The organism is Variibacter gotjawalensis (assembly GCF_002355335.1).
GTDB classification, from domain to species: domain Bacteria; phylum Pseudomonadota; class Alphaproteobacteria; order Rhizobiales; family Xanthobacteraceae; genus Variibacter; species Variibacter gotjawalensis.
Genome location: NZ_AP014946.1, coordinates 2,340,260 through 2,362,563, shown reverse-complemented (window position 1 = coordinate 2,362,563; position 22,304 = coordinate 2,340,260). Strand labels below are relative to the sequence as shown.

The 22,304-nt window shown below is 62.5% G+C and carries 24 protein-coding genes; 11 read left to right on the top strand and 13 right to left on the bottom strand.

Translation table 11 applies throughout. The features are described 5' to 3' along the window. The first annotated feature begins 125 nt into the window (after positions 1-125). The 5 genes from GJW30_RS11425 (at position 126) to GJW30_RS11405 (ending at position 4,537) form a co-directional block, all read left to right on the top strand. The gene (locus GJW30_RS11425; protein WP_096355388.1) at positions 126-1,337 is read left to right on the top strand and encodes a BtaA family protein; all 1,212 of its coding nucleotides are present in this window, start codon (positions 126-128) and stop codon (positions 1,335-1,337) included. Further along, complete coding sequence (locus GJW30_RS11420) at positions 1,337-1,987, top strand: class I SAM-dependent methyltransferase (protein ID WP_096355386.1); 651 nt, start codon at positions 1,337-1,339, stop codon at positions 1,985-1,987. The genes GJW30_RS11425 and GJW30_RS11420 overlap by 1 nt, the downstream gene beginning before the upstream one ends. A gap of 156 nt (positions 1,988-2,143) precedes the next feature. Next, positions 2,144-3,361, top strand: coding sequence for an NADP-dependent isocitrate dehydrogenase (locus GJW30_RS11415; RefSeq protein ID WP_096355384.1), 1,218 nt, complete (start codon positions 2,144-2,146; stop codon positions 3,359-3,361). 118 nt (positions 3,362-3,479) lie between these two features. Further along, a complete protein-coding gene (locus GJW30_RS11410; RefSeq protein WP_096355382.1) occupies positions 3,480-4,085 on the top strand; it encodes a YdeI/OmpD-associated family protein in 606 nt (201 codons plus the stop codon). 8 nt (positions 4,086-4,093) lie between these two features. Then, the gene (locus GJW30_RS11405) at positions 4,094-4,537 is read left to right on the top strand and encodes a GNAT family N-acetyltransferase (protein WP_096355380.1); all 444 of its coding nucleotides are present in this window, start codon (positions 4,094-4,096) and stop codon (positions 4,535-4,537) included. A 164-nt stretch (positions 4,538-4,701) separates the two neighbouring features. On the opposite strand, the gene GJW30_RS11400 is transcribed toward GJW30_RS11405, so the two are convergent. From GJW30_RS11400 to GJW30_RS11365, 8 genes are all read right to left on the bottom strand, one after another. After that, positions 4,702-5,166 carry a GNAT family N-acetyltransferase gene (locus GJW30_RS11400; RefSeq protein WP_096355378.1) on the bottom strand — a complete coding sequence of 155 codons (465 nt, stop codon included), beginning with the start codon at positions 5,164-5,166 and terminating at the stop codon, positions 4,702-4,704. A 4-nt stretch (positions 5,167-5,170) separates the two neighbouring features. Then, positions 5,171-6,148: a Bug family tripartite tricarboxylate transporter substrate binding protein gene (locus GJW30_RS11395; protein WP_096355376.1), complete on the bottom strand. Its 978-nt coding sequence runs from the start codon at positions 6,146-6,148 to the stop codon at positions 5,171-5,173. A gap of 259 nt (positions 6,149-6,407) precedes the next feature. After that, a complete protein-coding gene (gene alaS, locus GJW30_RS11390) occupies positions 6,408-9,068 on the bottom strand; it encodes an alanine--tRNA ligase (RefSeq protein WP_096355374.1) in 2,661 nt (886 codons plus the stop codon). 223 nt (positions 9,069-9,291) lie between these two features. Then, a complete protein-coding gene (gene recA / locus GJW30_RS11385; RefSeq protein WP_096355372.1) occupies positions 9,292-10,365 on the bottom strand; it encodes a recombinase RecA in 1,074 nt (357 codons plus the stop codon). Positions 10,366-10,521: 156 nt separating this feature from the next. Further along, complete coding sequence (locus GJW30_RS11380; RefSeq protein WP_096355370.1) at positions 10,522-10,764, bottom strand: hypothetical protein; 243 nt, start codon at positions 10,762-10,764, stop codon at positions 10,522-10,524. Between the two features lie 63 nt (positions 10,765-10,827). Continuing rightward, the gene (locus GJW30_RS11375; RefSeq protein ID WP_096355368.1) at positions 10,828-11,016 is read right to left on the bottom strand and encodes a hypothetical protein; all 189 of its coding nucleotides are present in this window, start codon (positions 11,014-11,016) and stop codon (positions 10,828-10,830) included. Beyond that, entirely contained in the window at positions 11,013-11,699 is a 687-nt protein-coding gene (locus GJW30_RS11370) for a Crp/Fnr family transcriptional regulator (protein ID WP_130364893.1), read from the bottom strand. The genes GJW30_RS11375 and GJW30_RS11370 overlap by 4 nt, the downstream gene beginning before the upstream one ends. A 132-nt stretch (positions 11,700-11,831) precedes the next feature. After that, positions 11,832-13,490 (bottom strand): fumarate hydratase, encoded by a 1,659-nt coding sequence (locus GJW30_RS11365; RefSeq protein WP_096355364.1) that lies wholly within the window; start codon positions 13,488-13,490, stop codon positions 11,832-11,834. A 164-nt stretch (positions 13,491-13,654) separates the two neighbouring features. On the opposite strand from GJW30_RS11365, the gene GJW30_RS11360 reads away from it, so the two are divergent. Beyond that, positions 13,655-14,629: a Bug family tripartite tricarboxylate transporter substrate binding protein gene (locus tag GJW30_RS11360; protein ID WP_157746740.1), complete on the top strand. Its 975-nt coding sequence runs from the start codon at positions 13,655-13,657 to the stop codon at positions 14,627-14,629. Here GJW30_RS11360 and GJW30_RS11355 read toward each other — a convergent pair. After that, positions 14,613-15,557 (bottom strand): LysR family transcriptional regulator, encoded by a 945-nt coding sequence (locus GJW30_RS11355; RefSeq protein WP_096355360.1) that lies wholly within the window; start codon positions 15,555-15,557, stop codon positions 14,613-14,615. The genes GJW30_RS11360 and GJW30_RS11355 overlap by 17 nt on opposite strands. Before the next feature lie 367 nt (positions 15,558-15,924). On the opposite strand from GJW30_RS11355, the gene GJW30_RS11350 reads away from it, so the two are divergent. The 3 genes from GJW30_RS11350 (at position 15,925) to GJW30_RS11340 (ending at position 17,598) form a co-directional block, all read left to right on the top strand. Further along, positions 15,925-16,164 carry a hypothetical protein gene (locus GJW30_RS11350; RefSeq protein ID WP_096355358.1) on the top strand — a complete coding sequence of 80 codons (240 nt, stop codon included), beginning with the start codon at positions 15,925-15,927 and terminating at the stop codon, positions 16,162-16,164. Positions 16,165-16,242: 78 nt separating this feature from the next. Beyond that, positions 16,243-16,497, top strand: coding sequence for a hypothetical protein (locus tag GJW30_RS11345; protein ID WP_096355356.1), 255 nt, complete (start codon positions 16,243-16,245; stop codon positions 16,495-16,497). Positions 16,498-16,680: 183 nt separating this feature from the next. Then, entirely contained in the window at positions 16,681-17,598 is a 918-nt protein-coding gene (locus GJW30_RS11340) for a Bug family tripartite tricarboxylate transporter substrate binding protein (protein WP_245408484.1), read from the top strand. Between the two features lie 37 nt (positions 17,599-17,635). Here GJW30_RS11340 and wrbA read toward each other — a convergent pair whose 3' ends face one another. Then, positions 17,636-18,235, bottom strand: a complete 600-nt coding sequence (gene wrbA, locus GJW30_RS11335) for an NAD(P)H:quinone oxidoreductase (protein WP_096355354.1) — start codon at positions 18,233-18,235, stop codon at positions 17,636-17,638. 72 nt (positions 18,236-18,307) lie between these two features. Beyond that, on the bottom strand, positions 18,308-19,003 hold the full coding sequence (locus GJW30_RS11330) for a pirin family protein (protein ID WP_096355352.1): 696 nt from the start codon (positions 19,001-19,003) through the stop codon (positions 18,308-18,310). Between the two features lie 111 nt (positions 19,004-19,114). Between GJW30_RS11330 and GJW30_RS11325 the strand changes: the two genes are divergently transcribed. After that, positions 19,115-20,044, top strand: a complete 930-nt coding sequence (locus tag GJW30_RS11325; protein ID WP_096355350.1) for a LysR family transcriptional regulator — start codon at positions 19,115-19,117, stop codon at positions 20,042-20,044. Between the two features lie 61 nt (positions 20,045-20,105). Here the strand turns inward: GJW30_RS11325 and GJW30_RS11320 are convergent, their stop codons facing one another. Both GJW30_RS11320 and GJW30_RS11315 read right to left on the bottom strand, forming a co-directional pair. Then, a complete protein-coding gene (locus tag GJW30_RS11320; protein WP_096355348.1) occupies positions 20,106-20,417 on the bottom strand; it encodes a cupin domain-containing protein in 312 nt (103 codons plus the stop codon). Positions 20,418-20,507: 90 nt separating this feature from the next. Then, the gene (locus GJW30_RS11315; protein ID WP_096358788.1) at positions 20,508-21,626 is read right to left on the bottom strand and encodes an NHL repeat-containing protein; all 1,119 of its coding nucleotides are present in this window, start codon (positions 21,624-21,626) and stop codon (positions 20,508-20,510) included. A 169-nt stretch (positions 21,627-21,795) separates the two neighbouring features. On the opposite strand from GJW30_RS11315, the gene GJW30_RS22675 reads away from it, so the two are divergent. Continuing rightward, positions 21,796-22,143 carry a hypothetical protein gene (locus tag GJW30_RS22675; RefSeq protein ID WP_130364891.1) on the top strand — a complete coding sequence of 116 codons (348 nt, stop codon included), beginning with the start codon at positions 21,796-21,798 and terminating at the stop codon, positions 22,141-22,143. Positions 22,144-22,304: the final 161 nt, after the last annotated feature.

Genomic DNA, 22,304 nt, shown 5'->3' with positions numbered 1-22,304 from the left:
GACGGCCGGTTGCCTAACGCCCCGAAGCCGAAATCGCAAGGATTCATGAAACTTGCACCCGAGCGTCAGCGTCCCGTCACGCAAATCACGGCATTCGTTTCGGACTGAAGTCACGAGAAAAGCACATGAATGCCGGGAAACGCCTCCGCGAAGCCGTGGGGCCGAGCGCGATTTGGACGCGCACGGGCCTGCTCGAACACCTCTTCGCCTGGGCTTTCAAGGGGCTCGTCTACCCGCAGATCTGGGAAGATCCGGAGGTCGATCTCGAAGCGCTGGCGCTCACGCCCGACAGTCATGTCGTCGCCATCGCGTCCGGTGGATGCAACATCCTCTCGTATCTGACCGGCGATCCACGCCGCATCACGGCGGTGGATCTGAGCCCCGCGCATGTTGCGCTCAACCGTCTCAAAATCACCGCCGCGCAACGGCTGCCGTCGTGGCGCAGCTTCTACGATTTCTTCGGCAAGGCCGATCAAAACACCAACGTCGCGGCATTCGCCCGCCACATTGCGCCACATCTCGATGCGGACACGCGGCGCTATTGGGAAACGCGGCGTTACGCCGGTTTCGGCCAGCCGCGCATCGCAGCCTTCACGGACAATTTCTACCGGCGCGGATTGCTCGGCCACTGCATCGGCATCGGCCATCTCGTCGCGCGCGCTTACGGCGTGAATCCGCGTGACGTTCTGCGCGCACGTTCGCTCGACGAGCAGCGCACCTATTTCAACACGACGCTGGCGCCGCTGTTCGACAAACGCTTCATTCGTTGGGCGACCGGCCGCCGCGTGTCGCTCTACGGCCTCGGCATTCCGCCGGCGCAGTATGAAGCGCTGCTCGCATCGGACGGCATGGCATCCGCGCTGCGCGAGCGCGTCGAGCGGCTCGCTTGCGGTTTTCCACTCACGGAGAATTACTTCGCGTGGCAAGCGTTCGGACGCGGCTACGCCGAAGACGGGCCCCTGCCCCCGTATTTGCGCGAGATGCATTTCGACGCGATCCGCGATCGCGCCGACCGCATCGAAGTGCTCAACCGTTCTTTCACGGAATTTCTCGCCGCTTCGCCCGATGCGAGCCGCGACCGCTATGTGCTGCTCGACGCGCAAGACTGGATGAGCGACGCGCAGCTCAACGCGCTTTGGCGCGAAATCACGCGAACTGCGCGGCCCGGTGCGCGTGTCATCTTCCGGACAGCTGCGGAGCCTAGTCTCCTTCCCGGGCGCGTTGCGCCCGAGATACTCGATCGCTGGCATTACGAAGCGGAAGCGTCGGCCGATTTCACGCGGCGTGACCGCTCGGCGATCTACGGTGGTTTCCATCTCTATGTATTGAGGGCGTGATGGCTATCCTCGACACACCGCAGCAACGCATGGACCGCATGTATGCGGGTCAGCGCCACATCTACGATCTGACCCGGAAATTCTATCTGCTCGGCCGCGACCGGCTGATCGATCGCCTCGCCCCGCCGCACGACGGTCACGTCATCGAGATCGGCTGCGGTACCGGCCGCAACCTAATCCGCGCCGCGCGGCAGCATCCGCAGGCGCATTTCGTCGGCCTCGATGTCTCGACCGAGATGCTGCGCAGCGCGCAGAAGGCGATCACCCGGGCGGGAGTCGGCTCGCGCGTGCGCGTCGCCTATGCGGATGCGACGATGCTGAACCCGACGCGGCAGCATCAGACCTTCGACCGGGCCTTCCTCTCCTACAGCCTCTCGATGATCCCGGAATGGCGCCGGGTGCTTGAAGCGACCGCTAGCCTGCTCGGCCCGCACGGCGAGCTGCATGTGGTCGATTTCGGCGATCAGCGCGATCTGCCGGCCTGGAGCAAGCCGGCGCTGCGCGGCTGGCTGAAGCTCTTCGACGTGACCCCGCGCGACGACCTCGGCGCCGAAATGGAGCTGCTGGCCTTCCGGTTCCGGGGGACGGCACAAGTCGAAGCGATTTACGGCGGTTACGCCCAATACGGCGTGCTGAAATTGCGGGCCTAGCGGACGGCTAAGCCAGCCGAAGAATTAGCCATTTTCCCGGCTTTCACCCCGGCCGGACGGGTGCTATAGCGGCGCCATCGCCCACAGCCCCAGGTGGCAGTTGGGCCGCCTTTCCCCGAGGCCGCAAGGGCCTCAGATCCCGCAAGAAGGCTCTCTATGGCTAAGATCAAAGTCGCGAACCCGGTCGTCGAGATGGACGGCGACGAGATGACCCGGATCATCTGGCAGTTCATCAAAGACAAGCTGGTCCATCCCTACCTCGACCTCACGCTCGAATATTACGACCTTGGCGTCGAATATCGCGACAAGACCAACGACCAAGTCACGGTCGATGCGGCCAACGCGACCAAGAAATACGGCGTCGCCGTCAAGTGCGCGACCATCACGCCGGACGAAGGCCGCGTGAAGGAATTCGGCCTGAAGGAAATGTGGCGCTCGCCGAACGGCACCATCCGCAACATCCTCGGCGGCGTGATCTTCCGCGAGCCGATCATCTGCAAGAACGTGCCGCGCCTCGTGCCGGGCTGGACGCAGCCGATCATCATCGGCCGCCACGCTTACGGCGACCAGTATCGCGCGACCGACTTCAAGTTCCCGACCGCCGGTACGCTCTCGATCAAGTTCGTCGGCAACGACGGCAAAGTCATCGAGCGCGAAGTCTTCAAGGCGCCGGAAAGCGGCGTCGCGATGGCGATGTACAACCTTGACGAGTCGATCCGCGATTTTGCGCGCGCCTCGATGAACTACGGCCTCGCCCGTGGCTATCCGGTCTATCTCTCGACCAAGAACACCATCCTGAAGCAGTATGACGGCCGCTTCATGGAGATCTTCCAGCAGGTGTTCGACGCCGAGTTCAAGGACGCGTTCGCGAAGAAGAAGATCATCTACGAACACCGCCTGATCGACGACATGGTCGCTTCGGCGCTCAAGTGGTCAGGCGGCTACGTCTGGGCCTGTAAGAACTACGACGGCGACGTGCAGTCCGACACGGTCGCGCAGGGCTTCGGCTCGCTCGGCCTGATGACCTCGGTGCTGATGACGCCGGACGGCCAGACAGTCGAAGCGGAAGCCGCGCACGGCACCGTGACGCGCCACTACCGCGAACATCAGAAGGGCAAGGAGACGTCGACCAACTCGATCGCGTCGATCTTCGCCTGGACGCGCGGCCTCGCGCATCGCGGCAAGCTCGACAACAACGACGCACTGATCAACTTCTCGAAGACGCTCGAGAAGGTCTGCGTCGACACCGTCGAGGCCGGCTTCATGACGAAGGACCTCGCGCTCCTCGTCGGCGCCGACCAGCGCTGGCTGTCGACCACGGGCTTCCTCGACAAGGTCGACGAGAACCTCAAGAAGGCGATGGCGAAGGCTTAATCGTTTTCGCTACTCTGAGTTTAGGAACGGCGCGGCTTCGGCTGCGCCGTTTTTGTTTGATGGTTCGATCAAGCGAAGTCATTGGCAAAGCTGCGCGCGCTGCGTAACACTTCGCGACATGCCGCCGGTCATCGTCGATCCCAGCAAAGTTCATGAGTTCAAGACGCCGGACGCGTTCTATCGCTGGTTGTCGAAGAACCACGCGCGCGAGACCGAGGTCTGGATCAAGGTCCATAAGGTTGCGTCGGGGCTGAAATCGATCACGCCCATCGAGGCCATCGATGCTTGTCTCTGCTGGGGCTGGATCGATGCGATCCGCAAGAGCTTCGACGACAAAAGCTTCCTGCAGCGCTACACGCGGCGCGGCCGCAAGAGCACGTGGAGCCAGCAGAATGTCGACAACGTCGCGCGGTTGATGGCCGAAGATCGCATGACGGAGCATGGGCTGCGCGAGGTCGATGCCGCGAAGGCGGACGGCCGCTGGGAGCGCGCCTACGCGCGCGGGCGCGACATGAAAATCCCGGACGATCTGCAGGCCGCTATCGATGCCGAGCCGAAAGCCAAAGCGATGCTCGCGACGCTGTCTGCACAGAACCGTTTCGCGCTCGCGCTGCGCACGCACAACATGAAAACCGAAGCCGGGCGCAAGAAGCGTATCGAAGCGTTCGTTGCGATGCTCAAGCGCGGCGAGACCATTCACCCGCAGGGTCCGAAGAAGAAATAGGAGATACCATGCCGATCGAAGTTCGCCAGCTTGTCGCAAGCGATCGCGCCGCATGGGAGCCGCTGTGGATCGGCTACCAGACATTCTACAAGCGCAAGCTATCGGAAGAGATGATCGAACTCTCGTGGCACCGCTTTCTCGATCCCACGCAGCCGCTCGATGCTTATGGCGCGTTCGATGGCGAGCGGATGGTCGGCCTCGTGCACATCGCGATGCAGACGCTGACGTCGTTCCGCCGGCCGGCTTGCTACCTCTCGGATCTGTTCACCGACGAGAGCGTTCGCGGCAAGGGCATCGGGCGCGCGTTGATCGAACACGTTTACAAAATCGCGAAGGAACGCGACTGCGAGCGCGTGTTTTGGCTCACGCATGAGACGAACACGGCGGGCCGTTTGCTCTACGACAAAGTCGCCGAGCGCTCGGGGTTCATACATTATTGGAAGCCGCTGTAATCCCGCGCTAGCGCCTCTACCGTCCCCTCTCCCGCTTGCGGGAGAGGGCTAGGGTGAGGGCAGGCCGCCATTAAGTCCCCTCACCCGGCTCGCGGTTCGCTTCGCGAACAAAGCTCGCCACCCTCTCCCGCAAGCGGGAGAGGGATCAACCCAACCGAACCGCTTCAATCCGACAAGGTTTTCTCCATCTCGACATTCGTCGGATGCGCGTAGCCCGCGTGCGCGTGCTCGGCGCCGGTGACAAAACCACAGGCGCGGAAGAACGCGATGTTGTCGGGCAGCATGAGCCGCGCGCGCAGCGTGAGTTTCCCGAGAGAGCGCCGGCGTGCTTCGGATTCGGCTTCCGCCATCAAACGCTTGGCGATGCCGCGCCGCTGATGCGACGGAGCAACTGCAAGGCGGCCGACATAGAGCGCGTCGCCGAGCGGCGTGCAGAACACGCTCGCGATGAGCGCGCCCTCCTCTTCAACAATGAAAATGACGTCGCTCGCGAGGCGTTTTGCAAGATCGTCCACCGTCTCGCGCAACGCGCCCGAGGGCGGATCGATGTTCAGGCTACCGAAAGCCGCGTGCATGACGGCAAGGATATCGGGCAGCCGCGCGGGATCGTCGCAACGGCTGACCTGCATCGCGTCAGCTGGCTTTCACGCCGGCGAACTTGACGACCTTGCCCCACTTCTCGGTCTCTTCCGTGACCCACTTGGTGAAGTCGGCCGGCTTGCCCGGGATTGTCGTTGCGCCGAGTTCGGCGAAACGCGTCTTGGTCTTTTCGTCGGCGAGGATCGCGTTCACGTCGGCGTTGATCTTATCGATGATTTCCTTCGGCGTGCCTTTCGGCGCCGCGAGGCCGTACCACGAATACGCTTCGTAGCCGGGCAGGAATTCCGAGACGAGCGGGAGCTTCGGCAGCAGCGCGGCGCGCTCCGTCGAGGTGACGGCGAGGCCGCGCAATTTTCCATCGATCACGAAGGGCGATGCCGACGGGATGTTGTCGAACATCACCTGCACGGAGCCGCCGATCATATCGGTGAGCGCCGGCGCGCTGCCGCGATACGGCACGTGCGTCATCTGGATGCCGGTCAACATCTTGAAGAGCTCGCCCGACATGTGGATCGTCGAACCGTTGCCGGACGACGCCATGTTGAGCTTGCCGGGATTCTTCTTCGCGTAGTCGATGAGCTCCGGGATCGTGTTGATCGGCAGCGACGGGTTGACGATGACGACGTTCGGAAAGCGAATGAGGCCGGCGACCTGCTCGGTGTCGCGCAGGTAGAGATGGTTCATCTTCTCGTAGAGCGTCGCGTTGATCGCGTTCGCCGGGGCCGTGAGCAGCAGAGTATAGCCATCCGGCGCGGCCGCGATGACGGCTTCGGTTGCGATATTGGTGCCGCCGCCCGGACGGTTTTCAATGACGAAGGCTTGATTGAGCTTTTCCTGCAGCCACTGGCCGATCAAGCGGCCCGTGATGTCGGCGGAGCCGCCCGGCGTGTAACCGACGACGATCTTCACGGGACGGGACGGATAGCTTTGCGCGTAGCCATGGCGGGCGAAGGCAGGCGCTGCGAGTGCAGCACCGGCAAGCGTCAAGAACTGGCGGCGACGAAATTTCATTGCGCGGTTTCCCCTTGTTATTTTTCGCAAGTCTGACCCAGATCGCGCCCGCAAAGCAACGGTGACGTCTTTCAAAATTCGATGATGACTAAGAATGGGAATGGTGCGGATCTAGCGCGAACAGAAAAAGCCGTTCGAAGAGCGCAGCCGGTAGCCCGGATGGAGCGGCGCGACGCGCTCGCGTAATCCGGGTCGGTTTGTCCAGGATTTCGTTCGCTCGCCTTGCGGCGAGCTTCACTTCATCCGGGCTACGGCAGCGCTAGCCGCCGAGCGCTGCCGCGATGGCGTCGAGCGCGGCTTCGGCCTTGGCGCCGTCCGGACCGCCGGCCTGCGCCATATCGGGCCGGCCACCGCCGCCCTTGCCGCCGAGAACCTCGGAGCCTTTGCGGACAAGATCGACCGCGCTGAAACGCTGCGTCAGGTCCGGCGTCACGCCGACCACGATGCCGGCCTTGCCGTCGTCATTGACGCTGACGAAGGCGACGACGCCGGAGCCGACCTGCTTCTTGCCTTCGTCGGCGAGACCCTTGAGGTCCTTCATGTCGATGCCGGCGATCGCGCGCGCGAGCAGCTTCACGTCGCCGACCGTGCGCATGCCGGTGTCGCCACCCGATGCGGCTTGACCGCCGCCGCCCATCGCGAGCTTCTTCTTCGCGTCGGAGAGTTCGCGCTCGAGGCGCTTGCGATCGTCGAGCAATTGCGCGACGCGCGCCGGCAAATCTTCCAGCGAGGTGCGAAGTTCGGACGCCGCGCTCTTCGCGACATTGATCTGATTGTTGGCGGCTTTGCGCGCGGCGGCTCCGGTCAGCGCCTCGATGCGGCGAACGCCGGCCGCGACCGCGCTGTCGGACACGATCGAGATCGCGCCGATGTCGCCGGTGCGGTTGACGTGCGTGCCGCCGCAAAGTTCGACCGACCATCCCATGCCGTTGCCGTTTGGGTTGCCCATGGCGACAACACGCACCTCGTCGCCGTATTTCTCGCCGAACAGCGCGCGTGCGCCGGACGCAATCGCGTCGTCGACCGACATCAAGCGCGTGACGACCGGCGTGTTCTGCAACATCACGTCGTTGGCGATGTCTTCGACCTTCTCGAGTTCCTCGGCGAGGATCGGCTTCGGATGCGAGATGTCGAAGCGCAGACGATCGGGCGAGACGAGCGAGCCCTTCTGCGCGACGTGATCGCCGAGCACGAGGCGCAACGCCTCATGCAAGAGATGCGTCGCGGAGTGGTTGGCGCGGATCGCGCGGCGGCGTGTGTGATCGACATCGAGCGCGACGGCGGCTTCGAGCTTCAACGTGCCGTCTTCGACGACGCCTGTGTGCACGAAAAGATCGCCGGCTCGCTTATGCGTATCGGTGACGCGGAAGTGGACGCCCTCGCCGATCATCGCGCCGGTGTCGCCGACTTGGCCGCCGGACTCGCCGTAGAACGGCGTTTGGTTGACGACGACCTGACCGGTCTCGCCTTTCTTCAGCTCGGCGACTTCCTTGCCATCACGCACAAGCGCGCGGACGACGCCTTCGGCATTCTCGGTGTCGTAGCCGAGAAACTCGGTGGCGCCGACCTTGTCGCGGACGCCGAACCAGACGGCGTCGGTCGAGGCTTCGCCGGAGCCGGCCCACGACGCGCGGGCCTTGACCTTCTGCTCTTCCATCGCGGTGTTGAAGGCCGCAGTGTCGACCGTATTGTTGGTGGCGCGCAGGGCATCCTGCGTCAGGTCGAGCGGGAAGCCGTAGGTGTCGTAAAGCCGGAAGGCGACGCGGCCGTCGAGCACGCCGCCGGGCGTCAGCTTCGCGCGCTCTTCGTCAAGCAGCGTCAGACCGCGCTCCAGCGTCTTGCGGAAGCGCGACTCTTCGAGCTTCAACGTTTCGGTGATCAATGCTTCGGCGCGGACGAGTTCCGGATACGCTTGGCCCATCTCGCGAACGAGCGTCGCGACCAGGCGAAACATCAGCGGGTCTTTCGAGCCGAGCAGTTCGGCGTGGCGCATCGCGCGACGCATGATGCGGCGGAGGACATAACCGCGGCCTTCGTTCGAGGGCAGCACGCCGTCGGCGACGAGGAACGACGACGCACGCAAGTGGTCGGCAATGACACGATACGACGCGCGGTTGGCATCGGTCGGGCCGCGGCCGATCGCGTGCGAGGTCGCATCGATCAGCGCGCGGAAGAGATCGGTGTCGTAGTTCGAGTAGACGCCCTGCATAATCGCGGAGATACGCTCAAGGCCCATGCCGGTGTCGATCGACGGGCGCGGCAGCGAGACGCGATTGCCCGGCTCGATCTGCTCGTATTGCATGAAGACGAGATTCCAGAATTCGAGGAAGCGATCGCCATCCTCGTCTGGGCTGCCGGGCGGGCCGCCCTGCAGCTTGTCGCCTTGGTCGATGAAGATTTCCGAACACGGACCGCACGGTCCGGTGTCGCCCATCTGCCAAAAATTGTCCGAGGTGCCGATGCGGATGATCTTGTCGTCCGACAGGCCGGCGATTTTCTTCCAATAGCCGTGCGCCTCGTCGTCGTCCGCGTAGATGGTGACGAGGAGCTTCTCCTTCGGCAGCGCGAATTCCTTGGTGATGAGATTCCAAGCGAGTTCGATGGCGCGATCTTTGAAGTAGTCGCCGAACGAGAAGTTGCCGAGCATCTCGAAGAAGGTGTGATGCCGCGCCGTGTAGCCGACGTTGTCGAGGTCGTTGTGCTTGCCGCCGGCGCGGACGCATTTTTGCGCGGTTACGGCGGTGGAATACGGACGCTTTTCGAGACCCGTGAAGACGTTCTTGAACTGCACCATGCCGGCATTGGTGAACATCAGTGTCGGGTCGTTACGCGGCACAAGCGGCGATGAGGCGACCGGCTCGTGCCCCGCCTTGGCAAAATACTCAATAAAAGTACGCCGGATCTCGTTGACGCCGCTCATAGTTCCCCGCTCTGCGTTTCAGGCTAACGCCTGACCGCTTGATATTGCGGGCGGTTTTAACGATGCGGCGCGTTCAAGTCCAGGAATGCGGCGTTGCCAAAAAATAAGGCGGCGGACTTGGTTATCCGCCACCCTATAAACCCGGCATCTTTAGCGCGACGAGCTCCTTCTAGAGCCGCGCATCGCGGGATTAGCCGCTTCGCGGGAGCCTCCCCGCGAAACCTCAGGGCTCGCCGTCGTCCTCTTCTTCCGGCTCGCCGGCCAAGATCTTTTCGGCGATCAGACCCGCATTCTGGCGGATCGATACCTCGATCTTACCGGCCATCTCGGGATTGCCTTTGAGGAAAGTCTTCGCGTTCTCGCGGCCTTGCCCGATACGGACCGAGTCATACGAGAACCAAGCACCGGACTTCTCGACGACACCAGCTTTGACGCCAAGATCGAGAATCTCGCCCATCTTGGAGACACCTTCGCCATACATAATGTCGAATTCGACCTGCTTGAACGGCGGCGCCAGCTTGTTCTTCACAACCTTGACGCGTGTCTGGTTGCCGACAACCTCTTCACGTTCCTTGATCGCCCCGATGCGGCGGATGTCGAGGCGGATCGAGGAGTAAAACTTCAGCGCCTGGCCGCCCGTTGTCGTCTCCGGCGAGCCATACATCACACCGATCTTCATGCGGATCTGGTTGATGAAGATCACCATCGTGTTCGACTTGTTGATCGAAGCGGTGAGCTTACGCAGCGCTTGGCTCATCAGTCGCGCCTGCAGGCCCGGCTGACTGTCGCCCATCTCGCCTTCGAGTTCGGCGCGCGGCACAAGGGCGGCGACCGAGTCGATCACCAGCACGTCGATTGCGTTGGAGCGCACCAGCGTGTCGCAGATTTCGAGAGCCTGCTCGCCCGTGTCGGGCTGCGAGATCAGAAGGTCGTCGATGTTAACGCCCAGCTTGCGTGCGTAGATAGGGTCGAGCGCATGTTCGGCGTCGATATAAGCGCAAACGCCTGCCCGCTTTTGAGCCTCGGACACGGCATGGAGAGCGAGGGTCGTCTTGCCCGACGATTCCGGACCGTAAATTTCGATGACGCGGCCGCGCGGCAAACCGCCGATGCCCAGCGCGATATCGAGGCCAAGCGAGCCGGAGGAAATGACCTCGGTCTCGACCTTGTCGCTCTTACCGAGCCGCATGATCGAGCCTTTGCCGAAAGCACGCTCGATTTGGCTCAACGCCGCATCCAGCGCCTTGGACTTATCCATAGAATTTCCTTCAACGACGCGCAGTGCGGCTTGGCCCATCAGTGGCTCCTTATGGATCACGAATCGAGGCTGAACAACGCGTTAGCCGCGCTATCAACCGTTACTGCGACCGTACACTATTTGTTCTATGTTCGCAATATGTTCTCGATCGTTTTTTGGCAGCAGGCACGGCTTTTAACGCGCCGGCCTGACCGATCACCGGGTGTTCGGGCGCGGCTCCTGCATGATCTTCGGCGTTTCGCGATCGCGTTGGCCCGCCGCGCTGCCACTATTTGCCGGCTTCTCGTCCTCGGTTCGTGGCTGAACGGCTTGAGGATTGGGCACGGTCTGGCCGGTCGTCGGGTTGATCTGCCGCGTCGTGCTTGGTGACTGCTGCTGGGCCTGTGCGGCCGCGGCGAACAAGACTGCAGCAGCGAGTGTGATGACTGTAAGTTTCATGGCGCACCTCCGCAGCGATAATTCGCCACAGCGGCAAATTGTTCGATGACAGAGTCGCGAATGCTACGGCTTGTCAGTCTGATGCCGCAGCGTCGCGATGAAGCGCTGGCCTTGCCAGACTTCGATATCGTGACCGTTGAGATACGTCCGGGCGGCTTCGAGCGCCGCCTCGTCGCTCGCCACATCGAGCACATACGGGGGACGATGAACCTTGCCTTCGCGATTGAGCTGATAGGCGCGATACGCGTTCAACGTCCTGCCCCGCCGACTTGATCCTGCTTCTCGTAGCACTCGCACGAGATGTCGTGGATGCCTTTGGCGTCGAGGATGTGGATGACGCCGCGATGGTAGCGAATCAACCCGCGCTCCTGCAGATCGTGCGCCGCCGCCGAGACGCTGGCGCGGCGGACGGCCAACATCTGCGCGATGTATTCGTGCGTGAGGCCAAGGATGTCGGTTTGCGTCGCGTCGCGGCAGCGCAGCAGCCAGCGCGCGAATCGAGATGCAACGTCGTGCGTCGCAACGCAGACGGCGCTCTGGATCGCCTGGCGGACGACAAGCTGTTCGCTATCGACCAGCGCCTTGCGGAGTTCAGCGTGCGCCAAGGCGAGGTCTCGCGCCACCCGCACGGGGATCGCCGTTCCGGCGCCCGCGATCTGCATTGTGGCCCGGCAGTAAGCTTTTTCGTCCGTGAGCACGCTGCTGGCGCCCGCGGCGCCATCGCGGCCAATCATCGCGATTTCGAGCGCATCGCCTTTGGTCGTCAGGCCGACGAACGAAACCATGCCGCGGTCCGGAAAGACGACGAGGTCGATTTGGCCGTCCTGTTCGAACAGGATCTTGCCCTGCGGAAGGTCAATAGGTTGTGCGACGCGCGCCAGCTCCTTCTGAAGAGCCGGCGAAGCGTTTTGAATGATCGAGTTGCGGTTCGCCATGGTTTTCACCGCATAAACCGCCGCCTGGCGCGGTGTCTGCGCGCCAGCGTACGTCGGCGGTAATAATTTCTCGCAGAAGTAGCGCCTATGCGCGTTACCGCGCAAACCGTTGTAGCGCTACGGAAAATCGCGCTAGCCCAAATTCAGTTCGCGGAAGAAGTCGTTACCCTTGTCGTCGATGACGATAAAGGCCGGGAAGTTTTCGACCTCGATGCGCCAGATCGCCTCCATCCCAAGCTCGGGATATTCGTGGACCTCGACCTTCTTGATGCAGTGCTCGGCGAGGTTTGCGGCCGAGCCGCCGATCGAGCCGAGATAGAAGCCGCCATGCTTTTTGCAGGCTTCACGCACGGCCGACGAACGATTGCCCTTCGCAAGCATCACCATCGAGCCGCCGGCGGCCTGGAATTGCTCGACGAACGAATCCATGCGGCCTGCCGTGGTCGGACCGAACGCGCCGGACGCGTAGCCTTCCGGCGTCTTCGCGGGACCCGCGTAGTAGACCGGGTGGTTCTTGAAATAATCGGGCAGGCCCTCGCCCTTTTCGAGACGCTCGCGGAGTTTCGCATGTGCGGAGTCGCGGGCGACGATCATCGGGCCGGTGAGCGAGACGCGAGTCTTGATTGGATACTGCGAGAGTGTCGCGCGGATCTCGTCCATCGGCTTCGTCAGATCGATCGGCACGACGTCGCCACCGAGCGTCGCTTCGTCGATTTCCGGCAGAAATTGCTCGGGATGCTGCTCGAGCGCTTCGAGGAAAATGCCGTCGCGTGTGATCTTGCCCTTGGCTTGGCGATCGGCCGAGCATGACACGCCGAGTCCAATCGGCAACGATGCGCCGTGACGCGGCAGACGAATGACGCGCACGTCGTGGCAGAAATACTTGCCGCCGAACTGCGCGCCGACGCCGAGCGCCTGCGTCAGCTTGTGGATCTCCTGCTCCATCTCGACGTCGCGGAAGGCGTGACCGCCTTCGGAGCCCTGAGTCGGGAGCTCGTCGTAGTAATGCGTCGACGCGAGCTTCACGGTCTTCATCGTGAGCTCAGCCGACGTGCCGCCGATGACGATCGCAAGGTGATACGGCGGGCACGCGGCGGTGCCGAGCGTGAGGATCTTCTCCTTCAGGAACGCGATCATGCGATCCTTGGTCAGGATCGACGGCGTCGCCTGAAACAGGAAGCTCTTGTTGGCTGAGCCGCCGCCCTTCGCGATGAAGAGGAACTTGTACGCGTCCTTCGCGGCGCACTCGCCTTCGGCGTAAAGTTCGACCTGCGCCGGCATGTTGTTGCGCGTGTTTTTCTCCTCGAACATCGAGATCGGCGCGACCTGCGAGTAGCGGAGGTTCTTCTTCCAATACGCATCGCGGGCGCCTTCGCCGAGCGCGGCTTCATCGGAGCCGTCCGTGATGACGTTGAGGCCCTTCTTGCCCATGATGATCGCGGTGCCGGTGTCTTGGCACATCGGCAGCACTCCGCCGGACGCGATGTTCGCATTCTTCAGGAGATCGTAGGCGACGAAGCGATCGTTCGAGGTCGCTTCCGGATCGTCGAGGATTGAGCGCAGCTGCGTCAGGTGTTCGGTGCGCAGCAGGTGGTTGATGTCGATGAAAGCTTCTTCCGACAATTTGCGGATCGCCTCGCGCTCGACGACCAGGAATTCGCGTCCGAGCGCGCTCTCGACGCGCACGCCCTCATCGCCGATCTTGCGATACTTCGTCTCATCCTTGCCGAGCTGAAAGAGCGGCGTGTGGGCGTATGGCGGCGGGGTCGGCACTTTGGTCGGGGCATTCATGGCGATACTCGGCGGATTGGAAACGTTCTAGGCGGCTTATAGCGCGCCGGAACAGCCGAGTCAGACTGAAAATGAAGCGCAGGTCGGCGAGATCGGCCGTTTCGCTTTTGGCGCGAGCCCGGGCTAAGCTTCATTCCAGAACAATAACAAAAAGGGGGAATGCCATGCTGACACGCCGGCGCCTGATCGCCACCGCTGCCCTCGCGATGCCTGCCCTTCTCCCGCGCCAAGCCCTGACCCAGGCTTGGCCCAACCGTCCGATCCGCCTGATCGTTCCGTATCCGGCCGGCGGCGGCGCAGATGCGATCGCGCGCATTGTCGGCGCGAAACTAGCGGAGATGTGGGGCGGCGCGCAGCTCGTCTATGAAAATCGCGGCGGCGCAGGCGGCAACCTCGCGTCGGAGCTGGCCGCACGCTCGCAACCGGACGGCTACACGCTCTATCTCGCGGGCGAATTTCAATCGACCAACCTGCACGTCTATCCGAAGCTCTCCTACGATCCGGTCGCCGACTTCTCGCCGGTTTCTCTCGTCGTGCAATATCCGGCCGTCATCGCGGTTCCGAACTCGTCGCCGGCGAAAACGCTGCAGGAATTTGTCGAATTCGCAAAGACGAAATCGTTGACCTTCGCGACGCCGGGCCACGGCACCGGGCCGCATCTCGCGGGTGAGCTCTTCGCGCAGAAAGCCGGGATCAAACTTCAGCACGTGCCGTATCGCGGCGCGGCGCCGGCCATCCAAGATCTCATCCCGGGACGCGTCGATTCATTCTTCAACAACATCGCGGCCGTGGTGCCGTTCATGAAGGATCAGCAGGTGCGCGGTCTCGCGGTGACGACTGCAAAGCGTACGCCTGCGATGCCGGATTTACCGACATTCGCGGAGTCCGGTCTCAAGGATTTCGATGTATCGGGCTGGTACGCGTTCTACGTTCCGGCAAAAACGCCGGACGACATCGTGAAGAAGATGCACGCTGACACCGTGACGGCGCTCGCCGATCCTTCCGTGAAATCGAAACTTGAAGGGCTCGGCCTCTTCGTCGTCGGCTCGACGCCGCAGGAACTCGGCGCTTTTCTGAAAGCCGAGATCGACAAATGGGGGCCCGTGATCCGCGACGCCGGGATCAAAGTGCGCGAGTAGTCGCGCCTGCGTAAGGCGTCCCGCTCTGCCAGCGGATGCGGTGGCTTTTGAGGAAGTCGATGAACACCTGCAGCGTCGTCGGCATCTGGCGGCGGCTCGGATAATAGACGAAGAGCCCCGATAGCGTGTGTTCCCAATCGGGGAGCACACGCGCGAGTGCGCCACTGTCGAGATGCTCCTGGAGCATGAGTTGCGGGAGATACGTGATGCCTGCGCCATCGATCGCCGCATGCATCGCGAGCTGCATATCGTTCACGATGTATGACGCGGCCGGATCGACATCGATGCGTCGCTTGTCGCGCTCGAATGTCCATTCGAGCAATCCGCCCTCGCCGCCTTTGCGAAAACGGATCGCGCGGTGGCCGTGCAGCTCCGCGGGCTCGGCCGGCGATCCATGCTTGAGCAAATAAGCCGGCGACGCGATCGCGATCAACGGAAACGGATCGGAGATGCGTTGCGCGATCATGTCCTTCTCGATCATCTCGCCGATCCGAATGCCGGCGTCGAAGCGTGCGGACACGATATCGACCTTGTGATCGTCGGACGACATTTCGAGCGTGACGTCCGGATACTTTGCGAGAAACTCCGCGATCACGGGAGCCGCCACACCGGCCGCGATCGACCGCGCCATCGTGATGCGCAACGTGCCGGCCGGCTTGTCGCGTAGGTCGTTGAGGCTTTCGATCGCGCGGCCGACACCGTCGAGCGCGGGCTGGAGACTGGAGAGAAGACGGTCGCCCGCTTCGGTCGACGCGACGCTGCGTGTCGTGCGGTTGAACAGCCGCATACCGAGGCGCTCTTCGAGCGAACGGATGGTCTCGCTGAGGGTGGATGGCGCGATACCGAGCTGCGCTGCGGCTTTGGAAAAGCTTCTGTGTTCGGCGACCGCGACAAAGGCCGTCAGCTCCGCAAATTGAGAACCGCGCATTATTCGCTCCAAGCGATCACTCGTTCGTGATTGTCCAACGAGCTTTAAGTGGGATGTTCGTGTGCTGCAACGCAACCGGCAGCTGCAGCCAAATTATCGAGTACTTTCAATCCTTCGAAGCCCTATATCGTGTGCCGGACTGCCGCCGCCAAGGGTACCGGGTTGATATTTCAACCCCCCGATTGTTCGGAGAGAGCGATGATACTGTTCGGTAACATCGCCTTTATTGCGGAGCAGCATAGGCCTAAATCACCGTCATCGACTTGATACACCGATGGCGCCAACAAAGGGCCAAGTAAAACCAAGCCGAGATCGGCGCGTCATCCGCACGCTGATGGGATAGATGTGAAGAACTTGGAGAACTACTATGAAGAAGACACTTTCGATTGTTGCAATTGCTTCCGCAATGCTTGCTTTGGGTTCGGTCGCAAACGCTGAAGAGTATCTCGAGACCACGGGTGCACGTAACGCAGCCCCGGTTGCGAGCCAGATCCTCCTGCAGGAGCGCGCTCCGGTGCAGGCGACCCGTCGCCACTACAACCAGGCTCCGGCAGCGCAGCACAATTCGGCTCCGCAGACCGACACCAACCCGGGCCTTGGCGGCTAATTCGCCACGTGATTGGGGCCGCTGAATAGCGGCCCCGCCCCCTCCCGAAATTCGTTTAATTCAAGAAAGGAGCATCCCATGCTCAAGAAGATTTCCGTTGCCGCCATTGCGGCCCTCACGATCGCAACTGCCTCGACCGCCATGGCTGAGGAGTATCTCGAGACGACCGGCGCCCGTAACGCCCCGGCCTACAGCGCTCCGGCTTACCAGCAGGGTGTCCGCGCCCACAGCAACACTCGCTTGGAACAGCGCGGCTTCCTCTCGTCCTCGTCGGACCAGAGCGCGATCGAGAACTCGGCTCGCGACAAGGTCACGTCGGGTCAGGGCGGCTAACGCTCCCTTCTCCTTCTCCCTCCAGAGACCGAACGCGCCGCCCTCACGGGCGGCGTTTTCGTTTGCGGCCTTGCAGATAGCTCCGGTCTCGCGCGACAGTCCGGCAAAATCCGGAGGGAAATGATGCCGAGAACAACACGAAGGACGTTCGTGGGAGGCGCAGCCGCTCTTGGCGCTGTGGTAATGACGGGGCCTGCGCGCGCCCAGGCTTGGCCGACACGCCCGGTCAAGATCATCGTGCCGTTCGGCCTTGGCGGCTCCGCCGACGTGATGGCGCGCTATCTGGCCGAGCCGTTGCGCGAAATTCTCGGACAACCCGTTATCGTGGAGAATCGTCCGGGCGCCGGCGCGGTGATCGGCACCGACGCGGTCGCGAAGTCGGAGCCTGACGGCTACACGCTCTTGATGATGTCGAACACGCATACGGCGAATGAAACGCTGTTGCCGAACCGGCCATATCAGCTGCTGCGCGATCTTGTGCCGGTTGCGTCATGCAACATCGCCTACAACGTTTTGGTCGTGCACCCTTCGGTGCCGGCGAAATCGCTCGCCGAGCTGATCGCCTATGCGAAGGCGAATCCCGGCAAACTCAACTACGCATCGTCGGGTCCAGGAACGCCGTATCACATCGTCGGCGAAATTTTTCGCGCGATGGCCGGCATCGAGGTGCAACACGTGCCGTTCCGCGGATCGGACGGCGCGCGCAACGCAATCGTCGCCGGGCAAGTGCAGTATATGTTCGATGCGATCCCGACGATGCGCGCGCAGATCAACTCCAGCAACGTGCGCGGGCTCGCGACCACCGGGCCGAAGCGCGATGTGCTGCTGCCGGATCTACCGACGGTCGCCGAGACACTCGCGGGATTCGATGGTCCGATCTGGCTCGGCCTGATGGCGGCCGCGAAGACGCCGCCCGAACTCGTCGCGCGCATCAACACGGCGGTCAATCAAGTGCTCGCCGCATCTGCGACGCGCGAGTGGATGGAGAAGCTCGGCTCGCAGCCGATGCCGATGAGCGCGCAGGATTTTGCCGTGTTCATGGCGCGCGATGTCGAGACGCAACGCAAGTGGATTACCGAAGCGAAGATTTCGGTGAATTAGCCTCTCTCCGCCATGCGAAGAGAGGCGTTGTTCGTTGCTAGCCGAACAGCTTCTTAGCGATCTCGGCGACCTGGCGGCCCTGATACTTCGCGCCTTCGAGTTCGTTGGCCGAGGGTTGGCGCGAGCCGTCGCCGCCCGTGATCGTCGTTGCGCCGTAAGGTGCGCCGCCGGTCACTTCGTCGAGCTTCTGCTGGCCCGCGAAGCCGTAATTCATGCCGACGATCACCAGACCGAAATGCATCAGGTTCGTGATGATGGAGAACAGCGTCGTCTCCTGCCCGCCGTGCTGCGTCGCTGTCGACGTGAAGGCTGCGCCGACTTTTCCGTTGAGCTTACCGGTCGCCCATAGACCGCCCGCCTGGTCGAGGAAGTTCGCCATCTGCGAGGCCATGCGGCCGAAGCGCGTTCCGGTGCCGACGACGATCGCGTCGTAGTTTGCGAGATCGTCGATGGTGGCGACGGGCGCCTTCTGATCGACCTTGTAATACGATTTCTTCGCGATCTCTTCCGGCACGAGTTCTGGCACGCGCTTGATGTCGACAGTCGCGCCGGCTTCGCGCGCGCCTTCGGCGATTGCTTCCGCCATCGTCTCGATGTGGCCGTATGCCGAATAGTAAAGAACGAGAACCTTGGCCATGACTGGCTTTCCTTTTGTGGTGCTGTGAGAAAAAGAAAGAGGCGCCGCGCATTGGCACGGCGCCTCTTCGGGTTAGGCTGCGTCGACGAGGACGAGTTCTGCGTCTTCGAGCGCCGTCACGCTGACGACGTTCTCGTTGGCAATGGCCGCGCCATCACGCGTGCCGATCTTGATGCCGTTGATCTCGATCTCGCCGCTCGACGGAACGACGTAGCCGTAACGGCCGCCGAGATCGTAGCTGGCGGTCTCGCCCTTCTTCAGCGTCGCACCGACAACGCGCGCGTCGGCGCGGATCGGCAATGCGTCGCTGTCGCCGGCGATGCCGCTGGCAAGCGTAATGAAGCGGCCGGAGCGGTCGCCTTTCGGGAAAGGCTTTGCGCCCCACGACGGCTCGCCGCCATCACGAGTCGGGATGATCCAGATCTGGAAGATCTTCGTCGTCGTCGGCTCGAGATTGTACTCGGCGTGGCGGATGCCGGAGCCCGCGCTCATCACCTGTACGTCGCCCGCTTCGGTGCGGCCCTTGTTGCCCAGGTTGTCCTGGTGGGTGATCGCGCCTTCGCGAACGTAGGTGATGATCTCCATGTTCGCGTGCGGATGCGGCGGGAAGCCCGAATTCGGGGCGATCTCGTCGTCATTCCATACACGGAGCGAGCCATGATGGACGCGGTTCGGGTCGAAGTGCTGACCGAACGAGAAGTGATGTTTGGCCTTCAGCCAACCGTGATCGGCTGAGAACAAGCGGTCGAAAGGTCGTTTTTCGATCATTTCGGTAGTCTCCCGGGCTCCATGACGGCGCCCTCGTTGGGGGAGACTTAAGGCCAGGCCTGTGGTACCGAAATAGAAACTATCGAAACTCATTGTTTCCGAATTAGACCCATGAAGCTCCCGGATCTTGAGGCCCTCGCGATCTTCGCCACCGTCGTCAAAGCGCGCTCCTTCGCGGGTGCTGCCGGCGATCTCGGCGCATCCAAAGCCACCGTGTCGAAGGCGGTCAGCCGGCTCGAAGAGAAGCTCGGTACGCGGCTTTTCAACCGCACATCGCGGCGGCTGGCGCTCACGGATGCGGGGCGGCGCCTCGCCGAACGCGCCGAACGGATTTTGGCCGAGGGCGAAGCGGCGGAAAGCGACGTGCAGTCCGAGTCGGCAAGCCCGCGCGGTCTCGTGCGTGTCGCGGCGCCGCTGTCGTTCGGCATCCGCGCCGTCGCGCCGCTGCTGCCGAAGTTCTTCGAAGAGTATCCGGATGTCTCGATCGATTTGCAGCTCAGCGACAGCATGGTCGATCTGATCGGCGACGGCTTCGATCTCGCGCTGCGCATTTCGGTGCTGCCGGATTCATCGCTGGTCGCGCGGCGCATCGCCGACGTCAATCTCTTGTTCGTGGCGTCTCCCGCGTATCTGAAGAAACACGGGCGACCGACGCACCCTCTGCAGCTCGCCGAGCATCAATGCGTTGCCTACACCAACATCGCCAATCCGCGGACGTGGCGATTCAAGAATGCGCGCGGAGAAGAGGCGACGGTGCGCGTCAACGGCCCGCTCGTGACGAATAGCGGTGAAGCGATGACGGCCGTCGCGCTCGCGGGGCAAGCGATCACGGGTTTGCCGGATTTTCTCGCGCGCGATGCGATTGCGGACGGAAGGCTCGAAGTGCTGCTCGAGGATTGGCCCGTCGTGCCGGCCGGACTTCACCTCGTCATGCCGCCGGGCGGGCCGCGACCTGCGCGCGTCGAAGTGCTCATCGCATTTCTGGCGCGGGAGCTTGCGAAGTCGTGCGGGGAAATCGCGCGGAAAGATAAGCTGAAGTAAGACGTGGATGGCCCGCATGAAGCGGGCCACGACGGAGAGTATAGACGTCGAGAAAGCGCTGTTACTTCAGCATCTCGGGCTTCTTCACTTCGATCTCGACAAACGCGATCGGATGCGGTGAGCCGTTCATCACGTCATGCTCGACGCCGGACGGACGGCGATACGCCTGCCCGGCTTTCAACGGTACGTCCGTCACGGTCTTGCCGTCATGAATTTTCAACACGCCGTCGACCAGCATGATGACGAAATACGGCCAGCCATGCGTGTGCCATCCGGTCGCCGCGCCGGGTTCGAAATCCCAGCGCGTGATGCGCGCCGCATCGTCGTCGATTTCCACGGTGGGCACCGCAGGCGTGTCGCATTTGAAGGACATGGAAGCTCCAGGCAGTCGGCAGTAGCGAGTCGTAAGTACCTGCAACCCTGACGATCATCAACTCCTGCCGACTGCCCAAGCCCGACTGCCTCATTCTTTCCGGACAAACTTCTGCACGCGGCGGCCGAAGCCGACCTCCGCCGTGTAGAGATTTCCCTTCGCATCGATCGCGATGTTGTGGATCCACTTGAACTGGCCGGGCTGGCGGCCGTGGCGGCCCCACTGCGCGACTTGCTTGCCGTCGTCGCGTTGGATCGTCGTGATCTGTCCGTTCGCGCCGTCGGCGACAAAGAGATATTTTTGCGCCGCATCTTCCGAAAGAACGAGATCCCAGACGGAGCCGTTCTGCAGCGTCGACGGCTCAACGCGGAACTCTTTCACGAACTTTCCGTCTTTGGTGAAGACTTGAATGCGATCGTTGGCGCGATCGCAAACGTAGACGAAACCGTCATTCGACAAGCGCACGCAGTGCACCGGGTTGGAGAACTGCTTCGAGAGTGCGGCGTCAGGCTTGTACGCAGATAGCTTTTCGTCGGTCGGCTTCTCGCCGTACGCGCCCCAGTGACGCTTGTAGGCGCCGGTCTTCACGTCAAAGACGATGACGCGCTGATTGCCGTACCCGTCCGCGACGTAGACCTCGCCGGCGGCGTCGTCTGTCGTCATGTGCGCGGGCTTCCACAGACGCGTCGTCGAGTTCGAACCTTTGCTGCCGTCTTCCTTGCCGTATTGCGCGATGAACTTTCCATCCGGCGTGAATTTGTAGATCTGATCGCCGTCGTTGTTGCCACCGAGATAAACGTTGCCCTCGGTGTCGATATGGATGCCGTGCTCGTTCTTTGGCCATTCGTAGCCTTGGCCGGCCGTGAAGGCCCAGCCGCGCAGCACCTTGCCTTCGGGGCTGAACTCGATCACCGGCGGCGCGGCCGTACAGCACTTCGTCTCCGGCGGATCTTTCTGCGCGCCCTTCTCGTCGTCGACGAGGCTCAAGGGGCGGTGCAGAATCCAAATGTTGCCGTTCGGCGCTGTCGCGATGCCGGCGACCTGCCCAAGCACCCAATTGCCCGGAAGAGGCTGCGGCCAATACGGATCGGCCTGGAATTTCGGAGCCCCCGGCGCGTCGCTCGGAACGCCAATCGGCGGCGGAAAATTCTGCGCTGCAGCAACACCGCAACCCAGCGCGAAGGCGAAAAGCCCCGTCAGCATCCTCATCGGCGGCACTCCCTATTCCGTTTTTGTTTGGCTTGCCTCGCGGCAGCATTCGAAGGCTACACCACAACGTGATGGTATCCATGGCTGCTCTTCGAAGAGCCGGTATGCCAGAATGGGAACGCTCGAGCCTTCAAGTCCGTTGTAGCTTCAAGGTCTCCGGAGATTGGAAATGACAAAAATCGCCTTATCGGCCGCTTTGGCGGCAACGGCTCTCTTCTTCTCCATCCCTACATCCGAAGCTGCCCAGTGGTGCCGCGATGGCGCCAGCGGGTCTCGCTGTGGCTTCACGAGCTACAAGCAATGCACCCGCGGCGGGGCGGATTGCTATCGCGCGGCAAGCGCACGCGATCGTTCGCCGACGGCCTTCGACGGAAATCGCCCAGCGCCGCGTTTTCAGTACCCTAACCAGATCGAACCGACCCGGCCGTACTGGTCCAGCCCCTATCAGTGCTTCACGGACGACGGCGGCGGTCGATTCAGGCCCTGCGATCAACCGGCAGGCGGCGGCTTCAGCTAAACGCCCGTCGCAAAACCTTTAGTTGTGGAATATGGTCACCTCGGGTGCGCGGTTCTGCCGCGCCCGGGGTGATGGCGTTTGAGTGCTGAAAAAACCATCATTCGCCCCCAATTAAACGCCGCGACTCGGAGCCGAACGGCTTCACCTTCTGAGGAGACGAC

What these genes read in the sequence shown, in the direction of transcription:
- GJW30_RS11410 (WP_096355382.1), top strand. Translation starts at nt 3,480, where the DNA reads ATGCCGCCGGTCATCGTCGATCCCAGCAAAGTTCATGAGTTCAAGACG.
- GJW30_RS11420 (WP_096355386.1), top strand. Translation starts at nt 1,337, where the DNA reads ATGGCTATCCTCGACACACCGCAGCAACGCATGGACCGCATGTATGCG.
- GJW30_RS11320 (WP_096355348.1), bottom strand. Translation starts at nt 20,417, where the DNA reads ATGTCCTTCAAATGCGACACGCCTGCGGTGCCCACCGTGGAAATCGAC.
- GJW30_RS11415 (WP_096355384.1), top strand. Translation starts at nt 2,144, where the DNA reads ATGGCTAAGATCAAAGTCGCGAACCCGGTCGTCGAGATGGACGGCGAC.
- GJW30_RS11370 (WP_130364893.1), bottom strand. Translation starts at nt 11,699, where the DNA reads ATGGCGAACCGCAACTCGATCATTCAAAACGCTTCGCCGGCTCTTCAG.
- GJW30_RS11340 (WP_245408484.1), top strand. Translation starts at nt 16,681, where the DNA reads ATGACGGGGCCTGCGCGCGCCCAGGCTTGGCCGACACGCCCGGTCAAG.
- recA (WP_096355372.1), bottom strand. Translation starts at nt 10,365, where the DNA reads ATGGGCCAAGCCGCACTGCGCGTCGTTGAAGGAAATTCTATGGATAAG.
- wrbA (WP_096355354.1), bottom strand. Translation starts at nt 18,235, where the DNA reads ATGGCCAAGGTTCTCGTTCTTTACTATTCGGCATACGGCCACATCGAG.
- GJW30_RS11345 (WP_096355356.1), top strand. Translation starts at nt 16,243, where the DNA reads ATGCTCAAGAAGATTTCCGTTGCCGCCATTGCGGCCCTCACGATCGCA.
- GJW30_RS11330 (WP_096355352.1), bottom strand. Translation starts at nt 19,003, where the DNA reads ATGATCGAAAAACGACCTTTCGACCGCTTGTTCTCAGCCGATCACGGT.
- GJW30_RS22675 (WP_130364891.1), top strand. Translation starts at nt 21,796, where the DNA reads ATGACAAAAATCGCCTTATCGGCCGCTTTGGCGGCAACGGCTCTCTTC.
- GJW30_RS11405 (WP_096355380.1), top strand. Translation starts at nt 4,094, where the DNA reads ATGCCGATCGAAGTTCGCCAGCTTGTCGCAAGCGATCGCGCCGCATGG.
- GJW30_RS11380 (WP_096355370.1), bottom strand. Translation starts at nt 10,764, where the DNA reads ATGAAACTTACAGTCATCACACTCGCTGCTGCAGTCTTGTTCGCCGCG.
- GJW30_RS11400 (WP_096355378.1), bottom strand. Translation starts at nt 5,166, where the DNA reads ATGCAGGTCAGCCGTTGCGACGATCCCGCGCGGCTGCCCGATATCCTT.
- GJW30_RS11315 (WP_096358788.1), bottom strand. Translation starts at nt 21,626, where the DNA reads ATGAGGATGCTGACGGGGCTTTTCGCCTTCGCGCTGGGTTGCGGTGTT.
- GJW30_RS11355 (WP_096355360.1), bottom strand. Translation starts at nt 15,557, where the DNA reads ATGCGCGGTTCTCAATTTGCGGAGCTGACGGCCTTTGTCGCGGTCGCC.
- GJW30_RS11425 (WP_096355388.1), top strand. Translation starts at nt 126, where the DNA reads ATGAATGCCGGGAAACGCCTCCGCGAAGCCGTGGGGCCGAGCGCGATT.
- GJW30_RS11350 (WP_096355358.1), top strand. Translation starts at nt 15,925, where the DNA reads ATGAAGAAGACACTTTCGATTGTTGCAATTGCTTCCGCAATGCTTGCT.
- alaS (WP_096355374.1), bottom strand. Translation starts at nt 9,068, where the DNA reads ATGAGCGGCGTCAACGAGATCCGGCGTACTTTTATTGAGTATTTTGCC.
- GJW30_RS11325 (WP_096355350.1), top strand. Translation starts at nt 19,115, where the DNA reads ATGAAGCTCCCGGATCTTGAGGCCCTCGCGATCTTCGCCACCGTCGTC.
- GJW30_RS11395 (WP_096355376.1), bottom strand. Translation starts at nt 6,148, where the DNA reads ATGAAATTTCGTCGCCGCCAGTTCTTGACGCTTGCCGGTGCTGCACTC.
- GJW30_RS11365 (WP_096355364.1), bottom strand. Translation starts at nt 13,490, where the DNA reads ATGAATGCCCCGACCAAAGTGCCGACCCCGCCGCCATACGCCCACACG.
- GJW30_RS11360 (WP_157746740.1), top strand. Translation starts at nt 13,655, where the DNA reads ATGCTGACACGCCGGCGCCTGATCGCCACCGCTGCCCTCGCGATGCCT.